This window comes from Sporosarcina sp. So3-204, assembly GCF_058068165.1.
The window spans coordinates 1-23652 of sequence record NZ_CM176485.1; the positions used below are offsets into that span (position 1 = coordinate 1).

The 23652-nt window shown below is 39.7% G+C and carries 13 protein-coding genes, 3 rRNA genes and 1 other annotated feature (1 of these 17 only partly in view); of the genes, 15 read left to right on the forward strand and 1 reads right to left on the reverse strand.

Translation table 11 applies throughout. The features are described 5' to 3' along the window. Window positions 1-100 precede the first annotated feature (100 nt). The 13 genes from dnaA (at window position 101) to AC3RV6_RS00065 (ending at window position 19428) form a co-directional block, all read left to right on the forward strand. On the forward strand, window positions 101-1462 hold the full coding sequence (gene dnaA / locus AC3RV6_RS00005) for a chromosomal replication initiator protein DnaA (RefSeq protein ID WP_489747467.1): 1362 nt from the start codon (window positions 101-103) through the stop codon (window positions 1460-1462). 169 nt (window positions 1463-1631) lie between these two features. Further along, entirely contained in the window at window positions 1632-2768 is a 1137-nt protein-coding gene (gene dnaN, locus AC3RV6_RS00010; RefSeq protein ID WP_489747468.1) for a DNA polymerase III subunit beta, read from the forward strand. Window positions 2769-2867: 99 nt separating this feature from the next. Then, window positions 2868-3107, forward strand: a complete 240-nt coding sequence (gene yaaA, locus AC3RV6_RS00015) for a S4 domain-containing protein YaaA (protein WP_489747469.1) — start codon at window positions 2868-2870, stop codon at window positions 3105-3107. Further along, complete coding sequence (gene recF, locus AC3RV6_RS00020) at window positions 3097-4212, forward strand: DNA replication/repair protein RecF (protein ID WP_489749313.1); 1116 nt, start codon at window positions 3097-3099, stop codon at window positions 4210-4212. Before yaaA ends, recF begins: the two co-directional genes overlap by 11 nt. A 151-nt stretch (window positions 4213-4363) precedes the next feature. Beyond that, complete coding sequence (gene gyrB, locus AC3RV6_RS00025; protein WP_489749314.1) at window positions 4364-6265, forward strand: DNA topoisomerase (ATP-hydrolyzing) subunit B; 1902 nt, start codon at window positions 4364-4366, stop codon at window positions 6263-6265. A gap of 30 nt (window positions 6266-6295) precedes the next feature. Then, window positions 6296-8815: a DNA gyrase subunit A gene (gene gyrA / locus AC3RV6_RS00030; RefSeq protein ID WP_489747470.1), complete on the forward strand. Its 2520-nt coding sequence runs from the start codon at window positions 6296-6298 to the stop codon at window positions 8813-8815. A 130-nt stretch (window positions 8816-8945) separates the two neighbouring features. After that, window positions 8946-10046 carry an HD-GYP domain-containing protein gene (locus tag AC3RV6_RS00035; RefSeq protein WP_489747471.1) on the forward strand — a complete coding sequence of 367 codons (1101 nt, stop codon included), beginning with the start codon at window positions 8946-8948 and terminating at the stop codon, window positions 10044-10046. 580 nt (window positions 10047-10626) lie between these two features. Further along, window positions 10627-12182 (forward strand): 16S ribosomal RNA (locus AC3RV6_RS00040). Between the two features lie 390 nt (window positions 12183-12572). Further along, window positions 12573-15528 (forward strand): 23S ribosomal RNA (locus tag AC3RV6_RS00045). 95 nt (window positions 15529-15623) lie between these two features. Further along, a 5S ribosomal RNA gene (gene rrf, locus AC3RV6_RS00050) occupies window positions 15624-15739 on the forward strand. The 16S, 23S and 5S rRNA genes sit together here, the layout of an rRNA operon. 127 nt (window positions 15740-15866) lie before the next feature. Next, window positions 15867-16352 carry a glutathione peroxidase gene (locus tag AC3RV6_RS00055; protein ID WP_489747472.1) on the forward strand — a complete coding sequence of 162 codons (486 nt, stop codon included), beginning with the start codon at window positions 15867-15869 and terminating at the stop codon, window positions 16350-16352. Between the two features lie 122 nt (window positions 16353-16474). After that, window positions 16475-17941, forward strand: coding sequence for an IMP dehydrogenase (gene guaB, locus AC3RV6_RS00060; RefSeq protein ID WP_489747473.1), 1467 nt, complete (start codon window positions 16475-16477; stop codon window positions 17939-17941). Window positions 17942-18084: 143 nt separating this feature from the next. Next, complete coding sequence (locus AC3RV6_RS00065; protein WP_489747474.1) at window positions 18085-19428, forward strand: serine hydrolase; 1344 nt, start codon at window positions 18085-18087, stop codon at window positions 19426-19428. An 18-nt stretch (window positions 19429-19446) separates the two neighbouring features. Here AC3RV6_RS00065 and pdxR read toward each other — a convergent pair whose 3' ends face one another. Then, window positions 19447-20862, reverse strand: a complete 1416-nt coding sequence (gene pdxR, locus AC3RV6_RS00070; RefSeq protein WP_489747475.1) for a MocR-like pyridoxine biosynthesis transcription factor PdxR — start codon at window positions 20860-20862, stop codon at window positions 19447-19449. A 104-nt stretch (window positions 20863-20966) separates the two neighbouring features. Here pdxR and pdxS point away from each other — a divergent pair, with 104 nt between their 5' ends. Together pdxS and AC3RV6_RS00080 are read left to right on the forward strand one after the other, a co-directional pair. Next, on the forward strand, window positions 20967-21812 hold the full coding sequence (gene pdxS, locus AC3RV6_RS00075; RefSeq protein ID WP_489747476.1) for a pyridoxal 5'-phosphate synthase lyase subunit PdxS: 846 nt from the start codon (window positions 20967-20969) through the stop codon (window positions 21810-21812). Between the two features lie 163 nt (window positions 21813-21975). Next, window positions 21976-23424, forward strand: coding sequence for an amidase (locus tag AC3RV6_RS00080; protein ID WP_489747477.1), 1449 nt, complete (start codon window positions 21976-21978; stop codon window positions 23422-23424). 180 nt (window positions 23425-23604) lie between these two features. Continuing rightward, window positions 23605-23652: a binding site (T-box leader), on the forward strand; it runs 170 nt beyond the window's last position.

The following is a 23652-nucleotide window of genomic DNA, read 5'->3' on the forward strand; positions in this document are numbered from 1 at the left end:
ATTTTTTCCACATCTTTTAATAACATTTATCCACAGACTATAATAATGTGTATAATACATATCTTCATGCACTTAACTTTTATAAAAAGGAGGCACTGAATTGGAGCACTTAGATGAATTATGGGCACAGGTATTACTAAAGATTGAAGAAAGAATTTCAAGGCCCAGTTTTCAAACTTGGGTTAAATCGACGAAACTCCTTTCTTATGAGGAAGAAAATGTCACAATTGCTGCACCAAATACTTTTGCAAAAGAGTGGCTAGAAAGTCATTATATACATCTAATAACTGGTCTATTATCCGAATTAACTGGAGAAGACCGGCTTATTCATTTTATCGTTCCCGAAAACATGACAGAAAATGACTATATGTTGCCAAAACCCATCGAAAAACCCGTTGAAGTTGATGTTGAAAAGGAATACTCAAACACAGCCACCGGCATGCTTAATTCTAAATATACATTTGACACATTTGTAATTGGTTCTGGAAACCGCTTTGCTCACGCTGCATCACTAGCAGTAGCTGAAGCACCAGCTAAAGCATATAATCCGCTATTTATCTACGGAGGCGTAGGTCTTGGTAAAACACACTTAATGCACGCAATTGGTCATTATGTAATTGATCAAAATCCGTCAGCAAAAGTTGTTTATTTAACTTCTGAAAAATTTACGAATGAATTTATTAACTCTATTCGTGATAATAAAGCAGTTGAGTTTCGAAATAAATATAGAAACGTCGATGTTCTCTTAATTGATGATATTCAGTTCCTTGCTGGAAAAGAACAGACTCAGGAAGAATTCTTTCATACTTTTAATACGCTCCACCAAGAATCCAAGCAAATTGTTATCTCTAGTGACAGACCTCCCAAAGAAATACCAACCTTGGAAGATCGGCTTAGATCACGCTTTGAATGGGGATTAATAACGGATATTACTCCACCAGATTTGGAAACTCGGATTGCAATATTACGGAAAAAGGCGAAAGCTGATGGACTCATGGATATTCCTAATGAAGTAATGATGCATATTGCAAATGAAGTTGATTCAAATATTCGCGAACTAGAAGGTGCACTCATTAGAGTTGTTGCCTACTCTTCATTAGTAAATAGCGACATCACTATGGATTTAGCTGCTGAAGCATTAAAAGATATCATTCCAAACGCAAGACCGCGCAAAGTAACTATACTCGACATCCAAAAAACTGTCGGTAAGCATTTCAATATGCGATTAGAAGATTTTTCGGCAAAAAAAAGAACGAGAGCTGTTGCATTCCCTCGTCAAATCGCTATGTATTTATCTAGGGAATTAACCGACTTTTCATTGCCTAAAATAGGTTCAGAATTTGGCGGTCGAGATCACTCTACTGTTATTCATGCACATGAGAAAATTTCAGGAATGTTAAAAGAAGATAAATCACTACAGCAAGATGTTAAAGATATTAAGAACTTACTTGGGCGAAGCTAATCTGTTCATAACTATGAATAACTGGTGCATACTAGCGAACAGGTTATACACATGTGGAAAACTAAGTGTCTGTAATGAATAAGTGACTTACTAACAAATCCACAGCCCCTATTACTATTACTACTAAAGTTCTTAATAACTAATATAAATATATAAGCGGGGTAATGAAATGAAATTTGAAATTATTAGAGATGAACTGCTTGATGCAGTGAGCGATGTAATGAAAGCAATCAGTCATAAAGTAACTACTCCAATTTTGACAGGTATAAAAATTGAAGTGAATGAAAAAGGCATGACAATGACAGGAAGTGATTCTGACATTACAATCTGTACCTTCATTCCAGCTGAAAGAGATGGAGAACAAATTATTAAGGTAGATGAAAAAGGAAGCATAATTCTACAAGCTAAAGTATTTAGTGAAATTATTCGTAAGTTACCAACGAACGATGTAAAAATACAAGTAACAGAGGGATTACAAACCCAAGTCAAATCAGGTAAATCTGAATTTAAATTAATCGGTTCTAGCCCTGATGATTATCCAGTATTGCCGGAAGTTAAAGATGAACATCGTTTTTCATTACCAGCGGACTTGATGAAATCAATTATTAGAGAAACAGTTTTCGCGGTTTCTCAACAAGAAACGCGACCAATCTTAACTGGTGTTCATTGGGAAGCAACGGAAGGCAAACTTTCATGCGTTGCAACAGATAGTCATAGACTGGCGAGAAGACTTACTTCACCAGAAAATATGCCTACAATTCCATTTAGTTTTGTAATTCCAGGCAAAAGTTTACAAGAATTAAATAAAATACTGCCAGACAACAGTGAATTAGTTGATATTATTATTGCGGATCAGCAAGTACTCTTTAAAACACGTAATGTATTATTTTATTCGCGATTACTCGAAGGTAATTATCCAGATACATCAAGGCTTATTCCAGCAGAACATAAAACGTCAATTACTGTAAATGGTCGTTCGCTTCTTCAAGCAATTGACCGTGCTTCACTTCTCGCAAAAGAGGAAAGAAATAATATTGTTCGTTTTTCTGCAGATGAAGGAAAAGTTATTGAAATTTCTTCAAATTCTCCTGAAGTAGGTAAAGTTGAAGAAATGGTCGAAGCAATAGATATAACAGGTGAAGAGTTAAAAATCTCGTTTAGTGCAAAATATATGATGGATGCCTTGCGTGCAATTGATGGACAGGATGTTGAAATTCAGTTTACAGGTGCAATGCGACCATTCATCTTAAAATCAGTAAATGATGATACAATACTTCAATTAATTCTCCCAGTTCGAACATATTGATAAAAGAGGATAGTCGAAAAATGACTATCCTCTTTTACTTATGGGCGAAAGTCCGTTAAAATAGAAGAACAAACTATGTTTACGAAAGGTTGGAGTTCGATGAATGAACTAAAGATTTCTACAGAATATATAACGCTTGGACAACTTCTTAAAATGACTAATCTAATTAGCTCTGGAGGTATGGCAAAGTGGTTTCTTGAAGAAAATATTGTTTATGTAAATGATGAAAAGGAACAGCGTCGCGGAAAAAAATTGCGCCATGAAGATGTGATTAAGATTCCAGATGTAGGTTCATTTAAAATAAATGACACGTCATATGGCTCATCAGATGCACATTGAACGTCTTGCTTTAAGGAACTACAGAAATTACACTTCACTTGATCTAACTTTCTCTCCCAAAATCAATGTGTTAATTGGTGAAAATGCTCAAGGGAAGACGAATATCATGGAAGCAATTTATGTTCTTTCAATGTCTAAATCCCATAGAACATCTAATGATCGAGAATTAATACGCTGGGACCAAGAATATGGTAAAATAGAAGGGGACATCCAACGGAAATATGGAAAACTCCCGCTTGAACTAGTTATTTCGAAAAGTGGAAAGAGAGCAAGAGTAAATCATCTTGAACAAAAACGGTTGAGCCTTTACATAGGCCAATTGAATGTTGTCATGTTTGCACCTGAAGACTTAAATATTGTTAAAGGCAGTCCTCAAGTACGAAGAAGATTCCTAGACATGGAAATTGGACAAATCTCTTCAGTTTATCTCCACGATCTTTTAATATTTCAAAAAGTATTAAAACAACGTAATGCTATTCTAAAAGCAAATCGAGGTAAACTAGACTTCACTGATGTCATGTTTGACGTATATACAGAACAATATATTCAAGTTGCCGTACAAATTATTCGGAAACGTTTTTATTTCATGGAACTGCTACAAAAATGGGCTGAACCAATCCATAAAGGCATTTCCCGGGGAATGGAAACATTAAAAGTTTCATATGGAACATTAAAAGGCATTGAATCTGGGCATACTAAAGAAGAGATGGAATCAATACTAGAACAAAAATTACTAGAAGTGAGAAAACGTGAATTAGAAAGAGGCATTACACTACTAGGTCCGCATAGAGATGACCTTTACTTTTTCGTGAATGGGTATGACATTCAAACTTATGGTTCACAAGGCCAGCAAAGAACAACTGCTTTGTCTTTGAAGCTTGCAGAAATAGAACTTGTGAAACAAGAGATTGGTGAAGCACCGGTTTTACTTCTTGATGATGTCTTGTCTGAGCTTGATGATTATCGTCAGTCTCATTTATTAAATACTATTCAAGGAGAAGTACAAACATTCATCACAACAACAAATATTGCTGGAATTGACCACAAAACAATTCAACAAGCAAATATTTTTAATGTATCAGCTGGTGTAGTAAATGAAAAGTAAGAATTTTTACTAGTTAGCTATATAATAATGGTCAAGTTGATTTAGTTTCTTATTTCATTTTAAAGTTTACGTAAGTGCGTACCGATTAAATCGGTGTACGTTTCAGAAGGGAAAGGTGAACAGTTTGCCATTAGAAGAAAAAGATGTATCGATGGCTTATGATGAATCCCAGATTCAAGTGCTTGAAGGATTAGAAGCCGTTCGTAAACGTCCAGGTATGTACATAGGGACTACGAGTTCAAGAGGACTCCACCATCTAGTTTGGGAAATTGTTGATAATAGTATTGATGAAGCACTTGCAGGTTATTGCGATCATATTGAAGTAACAATGGAAAAAGATGATTGGATTCGAGTGGAAGATAACGGACGTGGTATGCCTGTTGGTATTCAAGAATCTACTGGGAGACCAGCTGTTGAAGTAATTATGACAATCCTTCACGCCGGAGGAAAATTTGGCGGTGGGGGATATAAGGTATCTGGAGGCTTGCACGGGGTAGGCGCTGCTGTTGTAAATGCATTGTCGGCCGAAGCTGAAGTTTATGTTAAACGTAATAATAAAGAATACTATATTAAGTTTGAACGCGGTATACCTGTAGTTGAGTTACGTGAAATAGGCACTTCAGAAGAGACAGGAACAAAAGTACGATTTAAAGCAGACTCTGACATTTTTAAAGAATCTACAACTTATGAATACGACATTCTTGTCAATCGTTTAAGAGAACTTGCCTATTTAAATCGAAAACTTCGCATTACTATTACAGATGAACGTTCTGATGAACTTCGCACGGATACGTATTATTATGAGGGTGGAATAAAATCCTACGTAGAGCATCTAAATCAGAACAAAGAGCCTATTCATGAAGAACCAATTTTTATAGAGGGCGAAAAAGATGGGATTTCCATCGAGATTGCCATGCAATATAACAGTGGTTATGCAGAGAATCTTTTTTCATTTGCAAATAATATCAACACTTACGAAGGCGGAACACATGAATCAGGTTTCAAAACAGCATTAACGCGCGTTGTAAATGATTATGCGCGGAAAAATGGTGGGCTAAAAGAAGCTGATCAAAATTTATCAGGTGATGATGTACGTGAAGGATTAACAGCTATTATTTCAATAAAACACCCTGATCCACAGTTTGAAGGACAGACAAAAACGAAGTTAGGAAACTCTGAAGTAAGTACAATTACAAATTCATTGTTTTCAGAAGGACTTCAACGGTTTTTACTTGAAAATCCAGCTACAGCTCATAAAATTATTGATAAAAGTTTAATTGCTGCGCAAGCAAGACTCGCTGCAAAAAATGCTAGAGAGTTTACGCGACGTAAATCAGTATTAGAAGTTTCAAGTCTTCCCGGTAAACTATCAGATTGCTCTTCGAGAGATCCAGCAATCAGCGAATTGTATATAGTTGAGGGTGATTCCGCGGGCGGTTCAGCTAAAAATGGTCGAGATAGACATTTCCAAGCGATATTACCACTTCGAGGGAAAATCTTAAACGTTGAAAAAGCAAGACTAGATAGAATTTTAGGTAATGCTGAGATTCGTATGATTATCACTGCACTTGGAACAGGAATTGGTGAAGAGTTTCAGCTCGAGAAAGCACGTTATCATAAAATCATAATTATGACAGATGCCGATGTCGATGGTGCTCATATTCGAACATTACTTCTAACTTTTCTATTCCGTTTTATGAGACCGCTTGTTGAAGCTGGTTACATTTATATTGCGCAACCACCGCTATATCGCGTTAAACAAGGACGCAATCAAGAGTACTGCTACACTGAACCAGAATTGCAAGAAATATTAGAGAGACTTCCAATATCACCGAAACCAGTCATTACACGTTATAAAGGTCTAGGCGAAATGGATGCGACTCAGCTTTGGGATACAACAATGGATCCAGACCAGCGTACATTACTCCAAGTAGAGCTAGAAGATACATTAGATGCAGATGCAACATTTGAACAACTTATGGGCGATGATGTTGAACCGCGTCGTAAATTTATCGAAGAAAATGCTCAATATGCTGAGAATATAGATACGTGAGAATTGGGTAATTGAAAGGGGTTTAACAACATGGCAGATATGCCGATTCGTGGAGTCAAAGGAATTAATATTAGTAAAGAAATGAAGACCTCATTCCTTGGCTATGCAATGAGTGTTATTGTTTCACGTGCCCTTCCTGATGTAAGAGATGGACTGAAACCCGTGCATCGTAGGATTTTATATGCAATGCAAGATCTTGGTAACACTGCAGATAAACCACATAAGAAGTCTGCACGTATTGTTGGTGACGTAATCGGTAAGTACCATCCACACGGCGATAGTGCTGTATATGACACGATGGTTAGGATGGCGCAGGACTTTAACTACCGCTATATGCTTGTAGATGGGCATGGTAACTTCGGTTCCGTAGACGGAGACTCTGCTGCAGCAATGCGGTATACAGAATCTCGTATGTCACGCATTGCGATGGAACTATTACGTGATATAAACAAAGATACAATTGATTATCAAGATAACTACGATGGACAAGAGCGAGAGCCTATTGTTCTGCCAAGTCGTTATCCCAATTTACTTGTGAATGGTACGACAGGTATTGCCGTAGGAATGGCAACAAATATTCCGCCGCATCACCTTGGGGAATCAATTGATGCCGTTCTAGCATTAGCTGACAACGCAGCTATTACAACGGAAGAATTAATGGAAATTATTCCAGGTCCCGACTTTCCGACAGGCGGTATAATTCTTGGTAGAAGCGGCATAAGAAGAGCCTATGAAACAGGACGGGGCTCTGTCGTTATTCGTGGTAAAGTTGAAGTTGAAGTAAAACCAAACGGTAGAGAAACAATTTTAGTTAATGAATTACCATTCCAAGTAAACAAAGCAAGACTTATTGAAAAAATTGCTGAGCTTGTCAGAGATAAAAAGATTGATGGTATCACAGATTTACGTGATGAATCGGACCGTACAGGAATGCGTATTGTAATTGAAGTACGTCGTGATGCAAACGCTAATGTTTTATTAAATAATCTTTATAAACAAACGGCTTTGCAATCAAGTTTTGGTGTTAATATGCTTGCACTTGTTGATGGTCAACCGAAGATGCTTGCTTTAAAAGAGATCCTATTTCATTATTTAGAGCATCAAAAAGTTGTTATTCGTAGACGTACGCAGTTTGAGTTGAAAAGAGCTGAAGATCGGGCACATATTTTAGAAGGATTACGTATCGCATTAGACAATATTGATGCGATTATTACATTAATCCGCGCTTCGAAAACGGCAGATGAGGCAAAAACAGGTTTAATTGAAAAGTTTGACCTGTCAGATCGCCAGGCACAAGCAATTCTAGATATGCGTCTTCAACGTTTAACAGGACTTGAACGAGATAAGATAGAGGATGAATATAGTGCACTTATTTTATTAATCGATGAATTGCGCGCAATTCTTGCAGATGAAGACAAACTTCTTTCAATTATTCGTGAAGAATTATTAGAAGTAAAAGAACGTTTTAGTGACAAGCGTAGGACTGAAATTACAACAGGCGGTGCAGAAATGCTTGAAGATGAAGATCTAATACCTGTTGAAAATTCTGTCTTAACACTTACACATAATGGTTATATTAAACGTTTACCTGCAAATACTTACCGCAGCCAACGACGTGGTGGTCGTGGTATAACAGGCATGGGAACGAATGATGATGACTTTGTAGAACATCTTTTAAATACATCAACTCATGACACAATCTTGTTCTTTACAAGTAAAGGTCGCGTATTTAGAACGAAGGGATATCAAGTACCTGAATATAGTAGAACGGCTAAAGGACTGCCGATTATTAATTTACTTGGCATTGATAAAGAAGAGAAAGTAACTGCAATGATACCAGTGGATAAATTTGAACCTGGTAAGTTTTTCTTCTTTGTTACCCAAAATGGTACTGCCAAACGAACACCAGTAGAAGCTTTCGCTAATATTCGAGCAAATGGTCTAATTGCACTTACGCTCCGAGATGACGATGAACTAATTGGTGTTAAAATGACGAGCGGTGAAGAAGAAATCGTAATCGGTTCTAGAGCCGGTATGTTAATTAAATTTAAGGAAACTGATATTCGTTCAATGGGTCGTATTGCAGGCGGTGTTCGCGGTATTCGTCTTCGCGAAGGTGATATTGCTGTCGGTATGGATGTTGTGGACGAAGAAAAAGAAATTTTGGTCGTCACAGAAAAAGGCTTTGGTAAACGTACGCCTCAAAGTGAATACCGTATCCAGTCACGTGGTGGTTTCGGTTTGAAGACCTTGCATGTCACGGAACGGAATGGTTCTCTTATTGCTATGAAAGCAGTAGATGGAACAGAAGATTTAATGCTTATTACAATAAACGGTATTTTAATTCGAATGGACATTAATGATATTTCAATAATTGGTCGTAGTACTCAAGGCGTTCGACTGATTCGACTTGGTGAAAATGAAGTTGTTGCAACAGTAGCTAAAGTTGAGAAGGAAGAAATTGAAGTATTTGACGAAGATCAAGAAGTAACTGAAAAAATTCATGAACCAGATGAGTCAAGTTCTGTGAATGAAGAAAGTAATGAATAACTAACATTAAACGTTGTTGATTTGACTAAATGGTCAGATCAGCAACGTTTTTTCTATTTAGTCATCGATATTATTATGTTAATAGGGTACTATGTGAGTAAAGGTCTAGTTGGAAATGGGGGGAGTTTAGTTGGTATCATACGTTATGGTAAATGAAATTCATCCAGGGATAATCTTAAGTGAAGATTTATATATAAATACGATTAATCCAATAATTAATAAGCATACAAGGATTACAGATGAGCATATAAAAGTACTTCATGCTTTTGGTATTAGAAAAATAATGATTATAGATCCAATCTATAAAAATGATAAAGAAACCAAATCTGTTAGTATGATGGCTTTTAATTCAGATGAAGTACTTGCTGAATTTAATATTGAGATACCAAACTTTGAATTAGAATATAATAAAGCAATAACTGGTTACAAAAAGGAATACTTAAGTTGGACATCTGGTACTCGTCCTGACATAGCTAAGATTCGTTCAATTGTAATACCACTCTTAGAAGTATTTATCGATCAAGAAAACTTAATAAGTATGTTAGGGGAACTATCAGATGAAAGAAATTATAAATACCACCACGCAATAGCAGTCGGGCTAATTGCATCTACTATTAGCAAAAAGATGGGGTTACCTTCAGGAGAGATAATGCAAATAGGTGTAGCTGGGGTGCTTGCTGACTGTGGAATGGCTAGAATAGATGAAACAATTACAGAAAAAGCAGCATTTCTAACAAAAGAAGAATTTAATGAAGTTAAAAAGCATGTATTATATAGCTACCAAATGGTTCAAGCGACTCCCTTACTACGTACAGAATTGAAAATGGCAATTCTACAGCATCATGAACGTTTGGATGGAAGTGGATATCCACGTGGTATTAAGTTAGAAGAAGTATCTACGTATTCACAAATATTAGCAGTAGCAGATGTATTCTATGCAATGATATCGGAGCGCGTTTATCGCTCTAAAGAGTCTCCCTTTAAAGTTATAGAGATGATTAAACAAGAAGAGTTTGGAAAGTTCAATATTAGTGTCGTTCAGGCTTTGTACGATTTGGTATGTAATTTATCAATTGGTACAGTTGTTCAATTAACAAATGGAGAATTAGGTGAAATTATCTTTATTCATAGAGATTCTGTCTTGAGACCAATAGTTAAGATTCATGCAGATAATTCAAATCTTGATTTAACTACGAATCGACATTTATCAATTCAAAGGGTTATATTATAGTAGTTAATAGATTAAAAGCTTTACTTACGGGCTTGTTAACTCTAATTATAAATAATTTTAAACATATTTGTAATTAGGTATTGCATTTCTAAAAGAGACATGTTATATTTAATGACGTTGCCGATACAAACACTTAAACTACTAAAAAGAAATTGAAATTAGTTGTTGACACGGTGAATAAAGCATGTTATAATATAAGAGTTGCTGTTGCGAAACGGCATTATACGAAAAAGAGGAACACGAAATACTTCCTCTGTTATGAACCTTGAAAACTGAACAGCAAAACGTCGATATAAGTCATTCGTGTTTACACGATATGATTAATAACTCAGGACGCTTCGGCGCACTTGAGTATAAACGTTTCTATATGAAACAAAATTGTCATTCAATAGAAGTAGTTAACGCTACAACTATTAATGCCAGCAAAAAGAAATGAGCTTTCATTTTCTTTATGTTCTGGCGGTCGAGACGTAGTGCAGTGCTAGGAAACCATTGAGCAAAGGAAGGAACGTACATTAGTACGTGACTGACGGAGTGAGAGAAGTTGACAACGCAATGTGCTGCGTATCGGCTAGCCAGTATTATGGAGAGTTTGATCCTGGCTCAGGACGAACGCTGGCGGCATGCCTAATACATGCAAGTCGAGCGAACAAACTTTGGAGCTTGCTTCAAAGTTTGTTAGCGGCGGATGGGTGAGTAACACGTGGGCAACCTGCCCTGCAGATGGGGATAACTCCGGGAAACCGGGGCTAATACCGAATAATCAGTTCGTCCGCATGGACGAACTCTGAAAGACGGTTTCGGCTGTCACTGCAGGATGGGCCCGCGGCGCATTAGCTAGTTGGTGGGGTAATGGCCTACCAAGGCAACGATGCGTAGCCGACCTGAGAGGGTGATCGGCCACACTGGGACTGAGACACGGCCCAGACTCCTACGGGAGGCAGCAGTAGGGAATCTTCCACAATGGACGAAAGTCTGATGGAGCAATGCCGCGTGAGCGAAGAAGGTTTTCGGATCGTAAAGCTCTGTTGTAAGGGAAGAACACGTACGGGAGTAACTGCCCGTACCTTGACGGTACCTTATTAGAAAGCCACGGCTAACTACGTGCCAGCAGCCGCGGTAATACGTAGGTGGCAAGCGTTGTCCGGAATTATTGGGCGTAAAGCGCGCGCAGGCGGCCTGTTAAGTCTGATGTGAAAGCCCCCGGCTCAACCGGGGAAGGTCATTGGAAACTGATAGGCTTGAGTACAGAAGAGGAAAGCGGAATTCCACGTGTAGCGGTGAAATGCGTAGAGATGTGGAGGAACACCAGTGGCGAAGGCGGCTTTCTGGTCTGTAACTGACGCTGAGGCGCGAAAGCGTGGGGAGCAAACAGGATTAGATACCCTGGTAGTCCACGCCGTAAACGATGAGTGCTAAGTGTTAGGGGGTTTCCGCCCCTTAGTGCTGCAGCTAACGCATTAAGCACTCCGCCTGGGGAGTACGGCCGCAAGGCTGAAACTCAAAGGAATTGACGGGGACCCGCACAAGCGGTGGAGCATGTGGTTTAATTCGAAGCTACGCGAAGAACCTTACCAGGTCTTGACATCCCACTGCCCGGTATAGAGATATACTTTTCCCTTCGGGGACAGTGGTGACAGGTGGTGCATGGTTGTCGTCAGCTCGTGTCGTGAGATGTTGGGTTAAGTCCCGCAACGAGCGCAACCCTTGATCTTAGTTGCCATCATTAAGTTGGGCACTCTAAGGTGACTGCCGGTGATAAACCGGAGGAAGGTGGGGATGACGTCAAATCATCATGCCCCTTATGACCTGGGCTACACACGTGCTACAATGGACGGTACAGAGGGTCGCCAACCCGCGAGGGGGAGCTAATCCCATAAAACCGTTCACAGTTCGGATTGCAGGCTGCAACTCGCCTGCATGAAGCCGGAATCGCTAGTAATCGTGGATCAGCATGCCACGGTGAATACGTTCCCGGGTCTTGTACACACCGCCCGTCACACCACGAGAGTTTGTAACACCCGAAGTCGGTGAGGTAACCCTTAGGGGAGCCAGCCGCCGAAGGTGGGACAGATGATTGGGGTGAAGTCGTAACAAGGTAGCCGTATCGGAAGGTGCGGCTGGATCACCTCCTTTCTAAGGATATATGTCCATAGTTGGATTACACCTTTGGTGTATGATAGCTAGGCATACGGAAAATCGACGTTTTGCGTTCAGTTTTGAAGGTTTATTAAAGATTAATTAAGCTTCGCTTAATTAATCGGCCATAAAACCATTTTTTTTGTGTCTTTATGGATACTAATAATAATTCAAAACTTGTTCTTTGAAAACTGGATAAAACAATAATTGAAACAAATCAAGAATCAACCAAGATAAACAGAACTTCGTTTATCTATGATAAACAGAACTTTGTTTATTTTAAAGAATGACCTTTTTACGAAACGTTGATTTTTACATCGCTGTAAAATCACGTTTATTTAAAAGATAAGAATTAGCGACGCAATGCGACGTTAAGACCTATTTTTTGGTTAAGTTAGAAAGGGCGCACGGTGGATGCCTTGGCACTAGGAGTCTATGAAGGACGGCACTAACACCGATATGCTTCGGGGAGCTGTAAGTGAGCTTTGATCCGAAGATTTCCGAATGGGGAAACCCACTGCTCGTAATGGAGTAGTACGTTTACGTGAATACATAGCGTAATCGAGACAAACCCGGAGAACTGAAACATCTAAGTACCCGGAGGAAGAGAAAGAAAAATCGATTCCCTGAGTAGCGGCGAGCGAAAAGGGAACAGCCCAAACCAGGAAGCTTGCTTCCTGGGGTTGTAGGACATGCTATACGGAGTTACAAAGGAATGGATTAGGCGAAGCGACCTGGAAAGGTCCGCCGTAGCGGGTAATAGCCCCGTAGTCGAAAGTTCATTCTCTCCAGCATGTATCCTGAGTACGGCGGAACACGTGAAATTCCGTCGGAATCCGGGAGGACCATCTCCCAAGGCTAAATACTTCCTAGTGACCGATAGTGAACCAGTACCGTGAGGGAAAGGTGAAAAGCACCCCGGAAGGGGAGTGAAATAGATCCTGAAACCGTGTGCCTACAAGTAGTCAGAGCCCTTGTTGACTTTCCTTCGGGAGAGTCACGGGTGATGGCGTGCCTTTTGTAGAATGAACCGGCGAGTTACTGATTTCATGCAAGGTTAAGCAGAGAATGCGGAGCCGCAGCGAAAGCGAGTCTTAATAGGGCGAATTAGTATGAGGTCGTAGACCCGAAACCAGGTGATCTACCCATGTCCAGGGTGAAGGTAAGGTAATACTTACTGGAGGCCCGAACCCACGTATGTTGAAAAATGCGGGGATGAGGTGTGGGTAGCGGTGAAATTCCAATCGAACCTGGAGATAGCTGGTTCTCTCCGAAATAGCTTTAGGGCTAGCCTCAAACTTTAGAATCTCGGAGGTAGAGCACTGTTTGGACTAGGGGCCCATCCCGGGTTACCGAATTCAGACAAACTCCGAATGCCGATGATTTATGTTTGGGAGTCAGACTGTGGGTGATAAGATTCATAGTCGAGAGGGAAACAACCCAGACCACCAGTTAAGGTCCCCAAGTCTCTGTTAAGTGGAAAAGGATGTGGCGTTGCCCAGACAACCAGGATGTTGGCTTAGAAGCAGCCACCATTTAAAGAGTGCGTAATAGCTCACTGGTCGAGTGGCGCTGCGCCGAAAATGTATCGGGGCTAAACAGAGCACCGAAACTGTGGACTTACATCTTAGATGTGAGTGGTAGGAGAGCGTTCTAGGGGCGTCGAAGTTAGACCGTAAGGACTAGTGGAGCGCCTAGAAGTGAGAATGCCGGTATGAGTAGCGAAAGAAGGGTGAGAATCCCTTCCACCGAATGCCCAAGGTTTCCTGAGGAAGGCTCGTCCGCTCAGGGTTAGTCGGGACCTAAGTTGAGGCCGAAAGGCGTAGACGATGGATAACAGGTTGATATTCCTGTACCACCTCCCCGCCGTTTGAGTAATGGGGGGACGCAGTAGGATAGGGTGAGCGCGCTGTTGGTTATGCGCGTCTAAGCAGTGAGGTGTGAAATGAGGCAAATCCCATTTCTATAACATTGAGCTGTGATGGCGAGGGGAATTATTCCCTGGAGTCCCTGATTTCACACTGCCAAGAAAAGCCTCTAACGAGGCGGGAGGTGCCCGTACCGCAAACCGACACAGGTAGGCGAGGAGAGAATCCTAAGGTGATCGAGAGAACTCTCGTTAAGGAACTCGGCAAAATGACCCCGTAACTTCGGGAGAAGGGGTGCTCTGGTAGGGTGTTAAAGCCCGAGAGAGCCGCAGTGAATAGGCCCAGGCGACTGTTTAGCAAAAACACAGGTCTCTGCAAAACCGCAAGGTGATGTATAGGGGCTGACGCCTGCCCGGTGCTGGAAGGTTAAGGGAAGAGGTTAGCGCAAGCGAAGCTTTGAACCGAAGCCCCAGTAAACGGCGGCCGTAACTATAACGGTCCTAAGGTAGCGAAATTCCTTGTCGGGTAAGTTCCGACCCGCACGAAAGGCGTAACGATCTGGGCACTGTCTCAACGAGAGACTCGGTGAAATTATAGTACCTGTGAAGATGCAGGTTACCCGCGACAGGACGGAAAGACCCCGTGGAGCTTTACTGTAACCTGATATTGAATTCTGATGCAATCTGTACAGGATAGGTAGGAGCCTTAGAATCCGGAGCGCTAGCTTCGGAGGAGGCGTTGGTGGGATACTACCCTGATTGTATTGGACTTCTAACCCATGCCCCTTATCGGGGCAGGAGACAGTGTCAGGTGGACAGTTTGACTGGGGCGGTCGCCTCCTAAAGAGTAACGGAGGCGCCCAAAGGTTCCCTCAGAATGGTTGGACATCATTCGCAGAGTGCAAAGGCATAAGGGAGCTTAACTGCGAGACCTACAAGTCGAGCAGGGTCGAAAGACGGGCTTAGTGATCCGGTGGTTCCGCATGGAAGGGCCATCGCTCAACGGATAAAAGCTACCCCGGGGATAACAGGCTTATCTCCCCCAAGAGTCCACATCGACGGGGAGGTTTGGCACCTCGATGTCGGCTCATCGCATCCTGGGGCTGTAGTCGGTCCCAAGGGTTGGGCTGTTCGCCCATTAAAGCGGTACGCGAGCTGGGTTCAGAACGTCGTGAGACAGTTCGGTCCCTATCCGTCGCGGGCGCAGGAAATTTGAGAGGAGCTGTCCTTAGTACGAGAGGACCGGGATGGACACACCGCTGGTGTACCAGTTGTCTTGCCAAAGGCATAGCTGGGTAGCTACGTGTGGACGGGATAAATGCTGAAAGCATCTAAGCATGAAGCCCCCCTCGAGATGAGATTTCCCATTACGCAAGTAAGTAAGATCCCTCAGAGATGATGAGGTTGATAGGTCCGGGGTGTAAGTACGGCGACGTATGTAGCTGACGGATACTAATTGATCGAGGACTTAACCAAATAACGTAAGAAGTAAGTGGGCTGATTCCCCTGATTTGTGAAGATTATCTGTTTTATTCAGTTTTGAAAGAACAATTAAATTCTTTCAATATAAGTATGGTGGCGATAGCGAAGAGGTCACACCCGTTCCCATCTCGAACACGGTAGTTAAGCTCTTCAGCGCCGATGGTAGTTGGGGGTTTCCCCCTGCAAGAGTAGGACGTTGCCATGCACTAAAGAAGTCATTACCTTAATTGGTAGTGGCTTTTTTTTAACACATATTATTATTAAGCTTTTACTTTTTGTGATATTGTAAGGTTCAGTTAACTACTTATAAATTCTATTGGAGGTGGGTTATAGTGGATAAAACTATTTATGATTTATCTGTACAAAAACCAAACGGGGAACCTCAATCACTTGCAGATTATAAAGGGAAGTTGCTCTTGGTTGTAAATACTGCAAGTAAATGTGGTTTTACTGATCAATTTGAAGAGTTACAACAACTATATGATGAATATAAAGACAAAGGTTTAATAGTACTAGGCTTCCCTTCCGATAATTTCCGTGATCAAGAATTTGCCGATATAAATGAAACAATGTCATTTTGCAAAATTAATTATGGTGTTAATTTTCCAATGTTTCAAAAAGTAGATGTGGTCGGCGAACAAATAGATCCGCTCTTTAAATTCCTTACTGCTGCAAAAAAAGGATTGCTTACAGGCGGTATCAAATGGAATTTTACGAAGTTTTTAATTAATCAAAACGGACAAGTTGTAGAACGTTTAGCGCCGCAAAGTTCGCCTCGAAAACTAGTGAAATCCATTGAAAAACTTTTGAATGAATAGTTAGAAATTAGTTTTAATGATATACATCCTTGACAGTCTTAATCTCCGTTGATAACATTTTAATAATATTCAATATTGGTTATTAATTTAACTAAGAATTGATCTATGGGAGGCATACTTTAATGTGGGATTCAAAATTTGCACGTGAAGGACTTACTTTTGACGATGTGTTACTAATACCGGGACCTTCGGATGTATTACCTAAGGACGTATCACTTTCAGTTGATCTGACTGATAAGATTAAATTAACTATACCAATTATAAGTGCTGGTATGGATACCGTTACAGAATCAAGAATGGCAATTTCTATGGCTCGCCAAGGCGGACTAGGCATTATTCATAAAAATATGAGTATTGAAGAGCAGGCTGAGCAAGTCGTTACAGTCAAACGTTCTGAGAATGGTGTAATTACTAATCCATTCTATTTAACGCCTGAACATCAGGTTTTTGACGCGGAACACTTAATGAGTCGCTATCGTATTTCTGGTGTACCAATTGTAAACAATGAAGAGGAACTAAAACTTGTTGGTATTATTACAAACCGAGATATGCGGTTTATTCAAGAATATTCACTTCTAATAAAAGATGTAATGACTAAAGAAAATTTAGTAACGGCTCCTGTTGGCTCAACATTGAATGATGCGGAGAAAATCTTGCAGAAATATAAGATTGAGAAATTACCCATTGTCGATGATCAAGGCATCTTAAAAGGCCTAATTACGATAAAAGATATTGAAAAGGTAATGGAATATCCGAATGCTGCTAAAGATAAGCAAGGCCGACTTCTGGTTGGTGCAGCGGTTGGTGTTACAAAGGATACGATGATACGTGTTGCAAAACTGGTCGATGCAGAAGTTGATGTAATAGTAATTGATACAGCTCATGGTCATTCCAAAGGCGTTCTAGATACCGTTACGCAGATTAGAAATGCTTATCCTAAACTTGATATTATTGCAGGAAATATTGCAACAGCAGAAGCTGCAGAAGCATTATATGCAGCAGGTGCAGACGTTATCAAAGTTGGAATTGGTCCTGGTTCAATTTGTACAACACGTGTTGTAGCAGGTGTTGGCGTTCCTCAAATTACAGCTATATATGAATGTGCAAAAGTAGCAAGTAAATTAGGAAAAGCGATGATTGCTGATGGTGGAATTAAATATTCAGGTGATATCATGAAGGCACTTGCAGCGGGTGGACATGCCGTTATGTTAGGAAGTCTTCTTGCAGGTACTACTGAAAGTCCAGGGGAGTCAGAACTTTTCCAAGGACGACGTTATAAAGTGTATCGTGGTATGGGTTCAATTGGTGCGATGGAACGAGGATCAAAGGACCGCTACTTCCAGGAAGATGAAAAGAAACTTGTTCCTGAAGGAATTGAAGGACGTTTACCATTCAAAGGTGATCTAGCAGATACGATTCATCAATTAGTTGGTGGAATTCGTTCGGGTATGGGTTATATTGGGACAAAAGATCTTAAAGAAGTACGTGAAAATGCGCAGTTTATTCGTATGACGGGCGCAGGACTTCTTGAAAGTCACCCACACCAAGTTCAAATTACAAAAGAAGCTCCAAACTATACGCTTTCTTAATTTGTAAGTAATATAAAGGAACTTTAGCATCTTTCCTGCGTCTACATATATGCGGAAAGATGCTTTTTTAGATATAGACCCCACGGCGTATTTTAGTTGTGGTAAAATGGTTTTGGGGAAATTGTAATGACGGAGGTAGTATTTTGAAACTGAAGATTAAAAAGTCGATTACTTTATTAATGATACCGATTCTTTTTATTATGACAATTGGAACAAATCCTGCTTATGCAGAGAGTGAAATTGGTATTCACGTTGATGGTGCAATACTAATTGATGCTGATAGTGGTAAGATTCTTTATGAAGAAAATGCTGATACACCACTTGGGATTGCAAGTATGACGAAGATGATGACTGAATATATTCTCTTTGAGGCAATTAAAGATAAGAAAGTGACTTGGGATCAGGAATATAAAGTTAATAATTATACGTATTTAGTATCACAAGATCGTCGTTTAAGTAATGTTCCACTTCGTGAGGATGGTACATATACTATACGTGAGTTATATGAGGCAATGGCTATTTATTCTGCAAATGCAGCAACGATAGCAATCGCAGAAACAATTGCAGGTACAGAAAAAGAGTTTTTGAAATTAATGGATGCCAAAGCTAAGGAGTTAGGGTTAAAAGATTATAAATTTGTCAATTCAACAGGATTAAATAATAGTCATCTACAAGGCATGTATCCTGAAGGAACAGGTCCAGATGATGAAAACGTAATGCCAGCAAAATCAGTTGCGAAACTTGGCTACCACTTACTGAAGGATTACCCTGAGGTTCTTGAAATGACGAGTATGAAAACGAAGATTTTTCGTGAAGGAACTGAGGATGCAATTAAAATGGATAACTGGAACTTTATGCTTCCAGGTTTTGTTTATGAATATGAAGGCGTTGATGGTTTAAAAACAGGAACTACAGATTTTGCCGGACACTGTTTCACTGGAACTGCAAAACGTAATGGGAAAAGGGTTATTGCCGTTGTGATGAAAGCCGTTGACGCTAAAGGTGTAGGTTCATATAAAGCGCGCTTTGATGCAACACGTGCTTTGTTCGATTATGGTTTTAATCAATTTACAGAAGTTGAATTTACTCCTGCTGGCTATACATTCAAGGGACAAGAAACTTTAAATGTAAGTAAGGGTAAAGAAAAGTCCATCGGTCTTGAAGTAAAAGATCCAATTAAAATGATGGTGAAAACGAGTGAAAAAGACTTGTATAAACCAGAACTTGTTATGGATGAATCGAAACTTAAAGATGGTGTGCTTCAAGCACCTGTTAAAAAAGATATGGTAGTTGGTCATGTGAATCTTGTACGTACAGAAGGTACTGATTATGGTTATATTAATTCGGATCAATTTGCAGCAGATGTTGTAACTACTGCTGCTATTGAAAAAGCAGGTTGGTTTTCTTTAACAATGCACGCGATTGGTGATTTCTTTGCGAGTATATGGAATGGTTCTATTGATTTTATTAAAGGGTTATTTAAATAACAAAAACACAGTAAGTCTCTATTGAGATTTACTGTGTTTTTTTATATTCCATGCTGCCATTAGGTTTTTGACTGCTCCATGAATCGAATTTCCAGTGAGCCCACCAAATCCGATTATAAACGAAGGTTCTTCTATCTTTCTTTCCGTTCTGTATTTACTTAACCCATAGATGCGGATACCAACTTCCTTTGCCAACTGAGTAAGATGCTCTTCGCTTCTATTCGTATGAACTGTGACGATGATATGCATACCAGCTTCTTCACCAGAGTATGAAATGTATGGTTTATAGTGAAGCAGTAATTCTGTTAGTATTTGAAGTTTCTTTTTGTAAATTTTTCTCATTCTGTTTAAATGACGAGAAAATTGACCGTCTTCCATAAAACGTGCAAGTATGTGTTGATCAAGTCGTGGAACAGTTGAAGAGTAGTGAATAAATGCTTCTTGATATTTTTTAAGCAATTGTGCAGGAAGTACCATATAGGCAATACGCAGTGAAGGCATTAGTGATTTTGAAAATGTACTTAAATAAATAACGCTATCACCTTTATCCATGCCTTGTAATGCGGGAATTGGCCGACCTGTGTACCTGAATTCACTGTCGTAGTCATCTTCAATAATGAAGTGCTGGGTATTTGCAGAAGCCCAGTTTAATAATGCTGTTCTGCGAGCTGCTGAAAGCACTGTACCTGTCGGGAATTGATGAGAAGGGGTAACATATGCAATTGTTGCGCCGGACAACTGGAGTGACTGTACGTCCATCCCCTCATCATCTACAGAAATAGGTATAGCTTCTCTATTATTATGGTAAAAAACATGATGCGTTAAAGGGTAACCAGGATCTTCAATTGCATATTTTGCATCGGTACCAAGAATCCGTATAACGAGTGGCATAAGTTGTTCTGTTCCAGACCCAACTATAACTTGTTCTGGGGTGCAATCTACACTACGTGAATGATACAGATAACGCGCGATTTCTTTCCGTAATTCAATATCACCATGGGGATCCCCTAATAATAATAAATCTTTTGAACTTTCATCTATCACGTCTTTAGAGTATTTTCTCCATTGTGTGAAAGGAAATGAATCTGTATCAATATGACCTGGTGAGAAGTCAATGTTAATCTTTTCGACAGCACATTCTTCGAGAGTTTCTGTGATTCCCGCAGGTCGAACATAGGCGAGTTCTTCAATGGCTTGTACGTAAAAACCTTTTCTTGGGATTGAGGAAATAAAGCCTTCAGCAGTAAGCTGGCCATAAGCAAGTTCAATCGTTGTTTGACTGACATCGAGAAATTCACCAAGTTTTCTTTTTGAGGGGAGCTTCATATCGACAGGCAATTTTCCATCTGTAATATCCAAGCGAATTTGGTCGTAAATTTGTTCATATAAAGGAGTTTCGCTATCTTTAATGAGTTCTAATAAAAGCATTTCCATTATCTTCAACTCCATCTGACCTCTTCATGTTCATTGAAACTGGTTATTTCAATGTGTTCAATCTCTATTATACTAAATAATAAGAATAGAAGGGGGATATTAACATGAGTATGAAATATGGCGGCGTCATCATGGACGTTATTAACGGTGAGCAAGCGAAAATAGCGGAGGCGGCAGGTGCAGTTGCAGTGATGGCGCTTGAGCGTGTTCCATCAGATATAAGGGCAGATGGTGGGGTTGCGCGGATGGCGGATCCACGAATTGTAGAAGAAGTGCAACGTGCAGTATCTATTCCAGTGATGGCTAAAGCACGTATTGGACATATATCAGAAGCACGTTTACTAGAAGCAATGGGTGTTGACTTTATTGATGAAAGCGAAGTGCTATCACCTGCAGATGATGAATTCCATTTACTGAAAAATACCTACAAAGTACCGTTCGTGTGTGGTGCGAGGGATCTTGGTGAGGCAGCGAGAAGAATTGGTGAAGGTGCACAAATGATTCGTACAAAAGGTGAGCCAGGAACAGGAAATATTGTCGAGGCTGTTCGCCACCTTCGTAAGGTACATGCACAAGTGAACAAGTTAATTCATATGGATGAAGCTGAAATTATGACGGAAGCACGTATTTTAGGTGCACCGTATCAAGTTTTATTGGCAATTAAAGAGGCGGGTCGTCTACCAGTCACGAATTATGCAGCAGGTGGTATAGCAACACCGACTGATGCAGCATTGATGATGGAACTTGGGGCAGATGGTGTATTTGTAGGCTCTGGTATTTTTAAATCAGATAATCCTGAAAGGTTTGCACGAGCGATTGTACAGGCAACACAAAATTACCAAGACTACGCTTTACTTGTAAAGTTATCAAAAGATTTGGGTACACCAATGAAGGGAATTGAAATGAGCACACTTTTAGCTGGAGAACGTATGGCCGATCGAAGTCAATAATGAAGTGTAAACGTCTATAATTGTGATGAAAATCATGGTTATAGGCTTTTTTAGTTTATGTATTATTTGAAGCCTTATATTCATTAAGCATACTTGTATTAGTCGGCGGCATATACAATAATAAGAAGAGAAGACGAACTATTCAGAGGGGTGTGCAATGTTTATGACGTCTATAAAAGAGAGTCGGTCTGAAATAGGGAAAAATGAAGTACTCAATGCAGATGCAGCCACGCTTGCTAAAATGATTAAAGATAAAGAAATTACTTCACTTCAAGCAACCAAAATTTATATTGAACATATTAATAAAGTAAATCCAACTTTAAATTTTTTAGTGGAAAACAGATTTCAGGAAGCATTACAAGAAGCTACTGAAGCTGATCGATTAATAGCAAATAATCTTGCTGAAGGTAAATTATTGGGCGTCCCCATCAGTATGAAAGAGTCATTTCATGTAGCGGGAATGAAGACTACGGGTGGATTAATTCATCGCAAAGATTATATACAAGATGGAGATGCTAGCGTTGTTCAGAAGTTAAAAGATGAGGGCGCTATTATTATTGGAAAAACGAATACGCCAGCACTTTGTTTTTGTCAGGAGACGGATAATAACTTATATGGACGGACAAATAATCCTTGGAATTTAACAAGAACTGCAGGTGGATCTAGTGGTGGGGAAGCTGTAAGTATTGCGGTAGGCGGTGCTGCAGCTGGCATAGGTTCTGATATCGGCGGATCGATTCGCATACCAAGTCATTTTAATGGCGTTATTGGCTTTAAATCTGGCAATGCTCAAGTTTCATCAGAAGGTAGTTTTCCCGAAGAAGACCATTGGTTACAGCAGCGAATGCTAGGCATAGGACCAATTACAAAGTCGGTTAAAGATGCGAAGTTAATTTACAATATCATTGCTAAAGATCCGGTAGCTACTAAGAAGTTAGAGAATTTTACGGTTCATATGCTCTCGGAAACAAATTTTCCACTTTCTAATGAAACAAAGAAATTGCTTGAATCTATTGAGAATTTTGTCAGAGAACACTTTATTACAAAACAAAGTATTCCACCTTTTTTCAATGAAACAGCAACTATTTGGCAAGAAATTATGTCGATTAATGGTGCAAAGGAACATGCAAAACTTGCTTATGGGGAGAGACCTGTACGACCGATTCGTAGTTTCTTGGGTCAGAAATTTTCTGGTAAGTCAGAACTTCATCCTTATATGTCATGGGCACTAATTGGTACGTCATTATTCAAACCAAGTAAAAAACGTGTAAAAGAAATCGAAGAGTTTGTTACAAGTGGTGATAAAGTTTTAAGGGACTATTTAGAAGATAAGCTATTTATATTGCCTGTTTATCATACGGCTGCACAGCGACATGGACGTGTATATAAAGAGATATTCTCTATTAAGAAGACATACCAAACTTATTTACCTTTTATCGCTTATGCCAATGTGTGGGGGTTGCCCGCATTGACAATACCTGTGGGAACGGATGATGCTGGAATGCCAATTGGTGTGCAATTAATTAGTAAAAGCGGGAATGAAGATGCACTACTCCAACTTGGAGAAAAAATTGAAGAAGCGTTTAGAGGTTATTTACGTTGTGATTTTTAGTTTGGCATTCAAGGCTTCACACGGATCTATATATACAAAACCCTTTATATATAGATTAAGTTTATCCAATAACTTCAAATTAGGAAGTTATTTAGATTAATTGGTTATAGTTGCTGCTGCGAACGCTTACTTGCTAATAAAATTGTTTTATAGTAAAGTGAAAGTAATTATAATTTAAAATTCGAGACGAAGATGGGAAGCAGTAGCAAGTATGTATTTTCAAAGAGA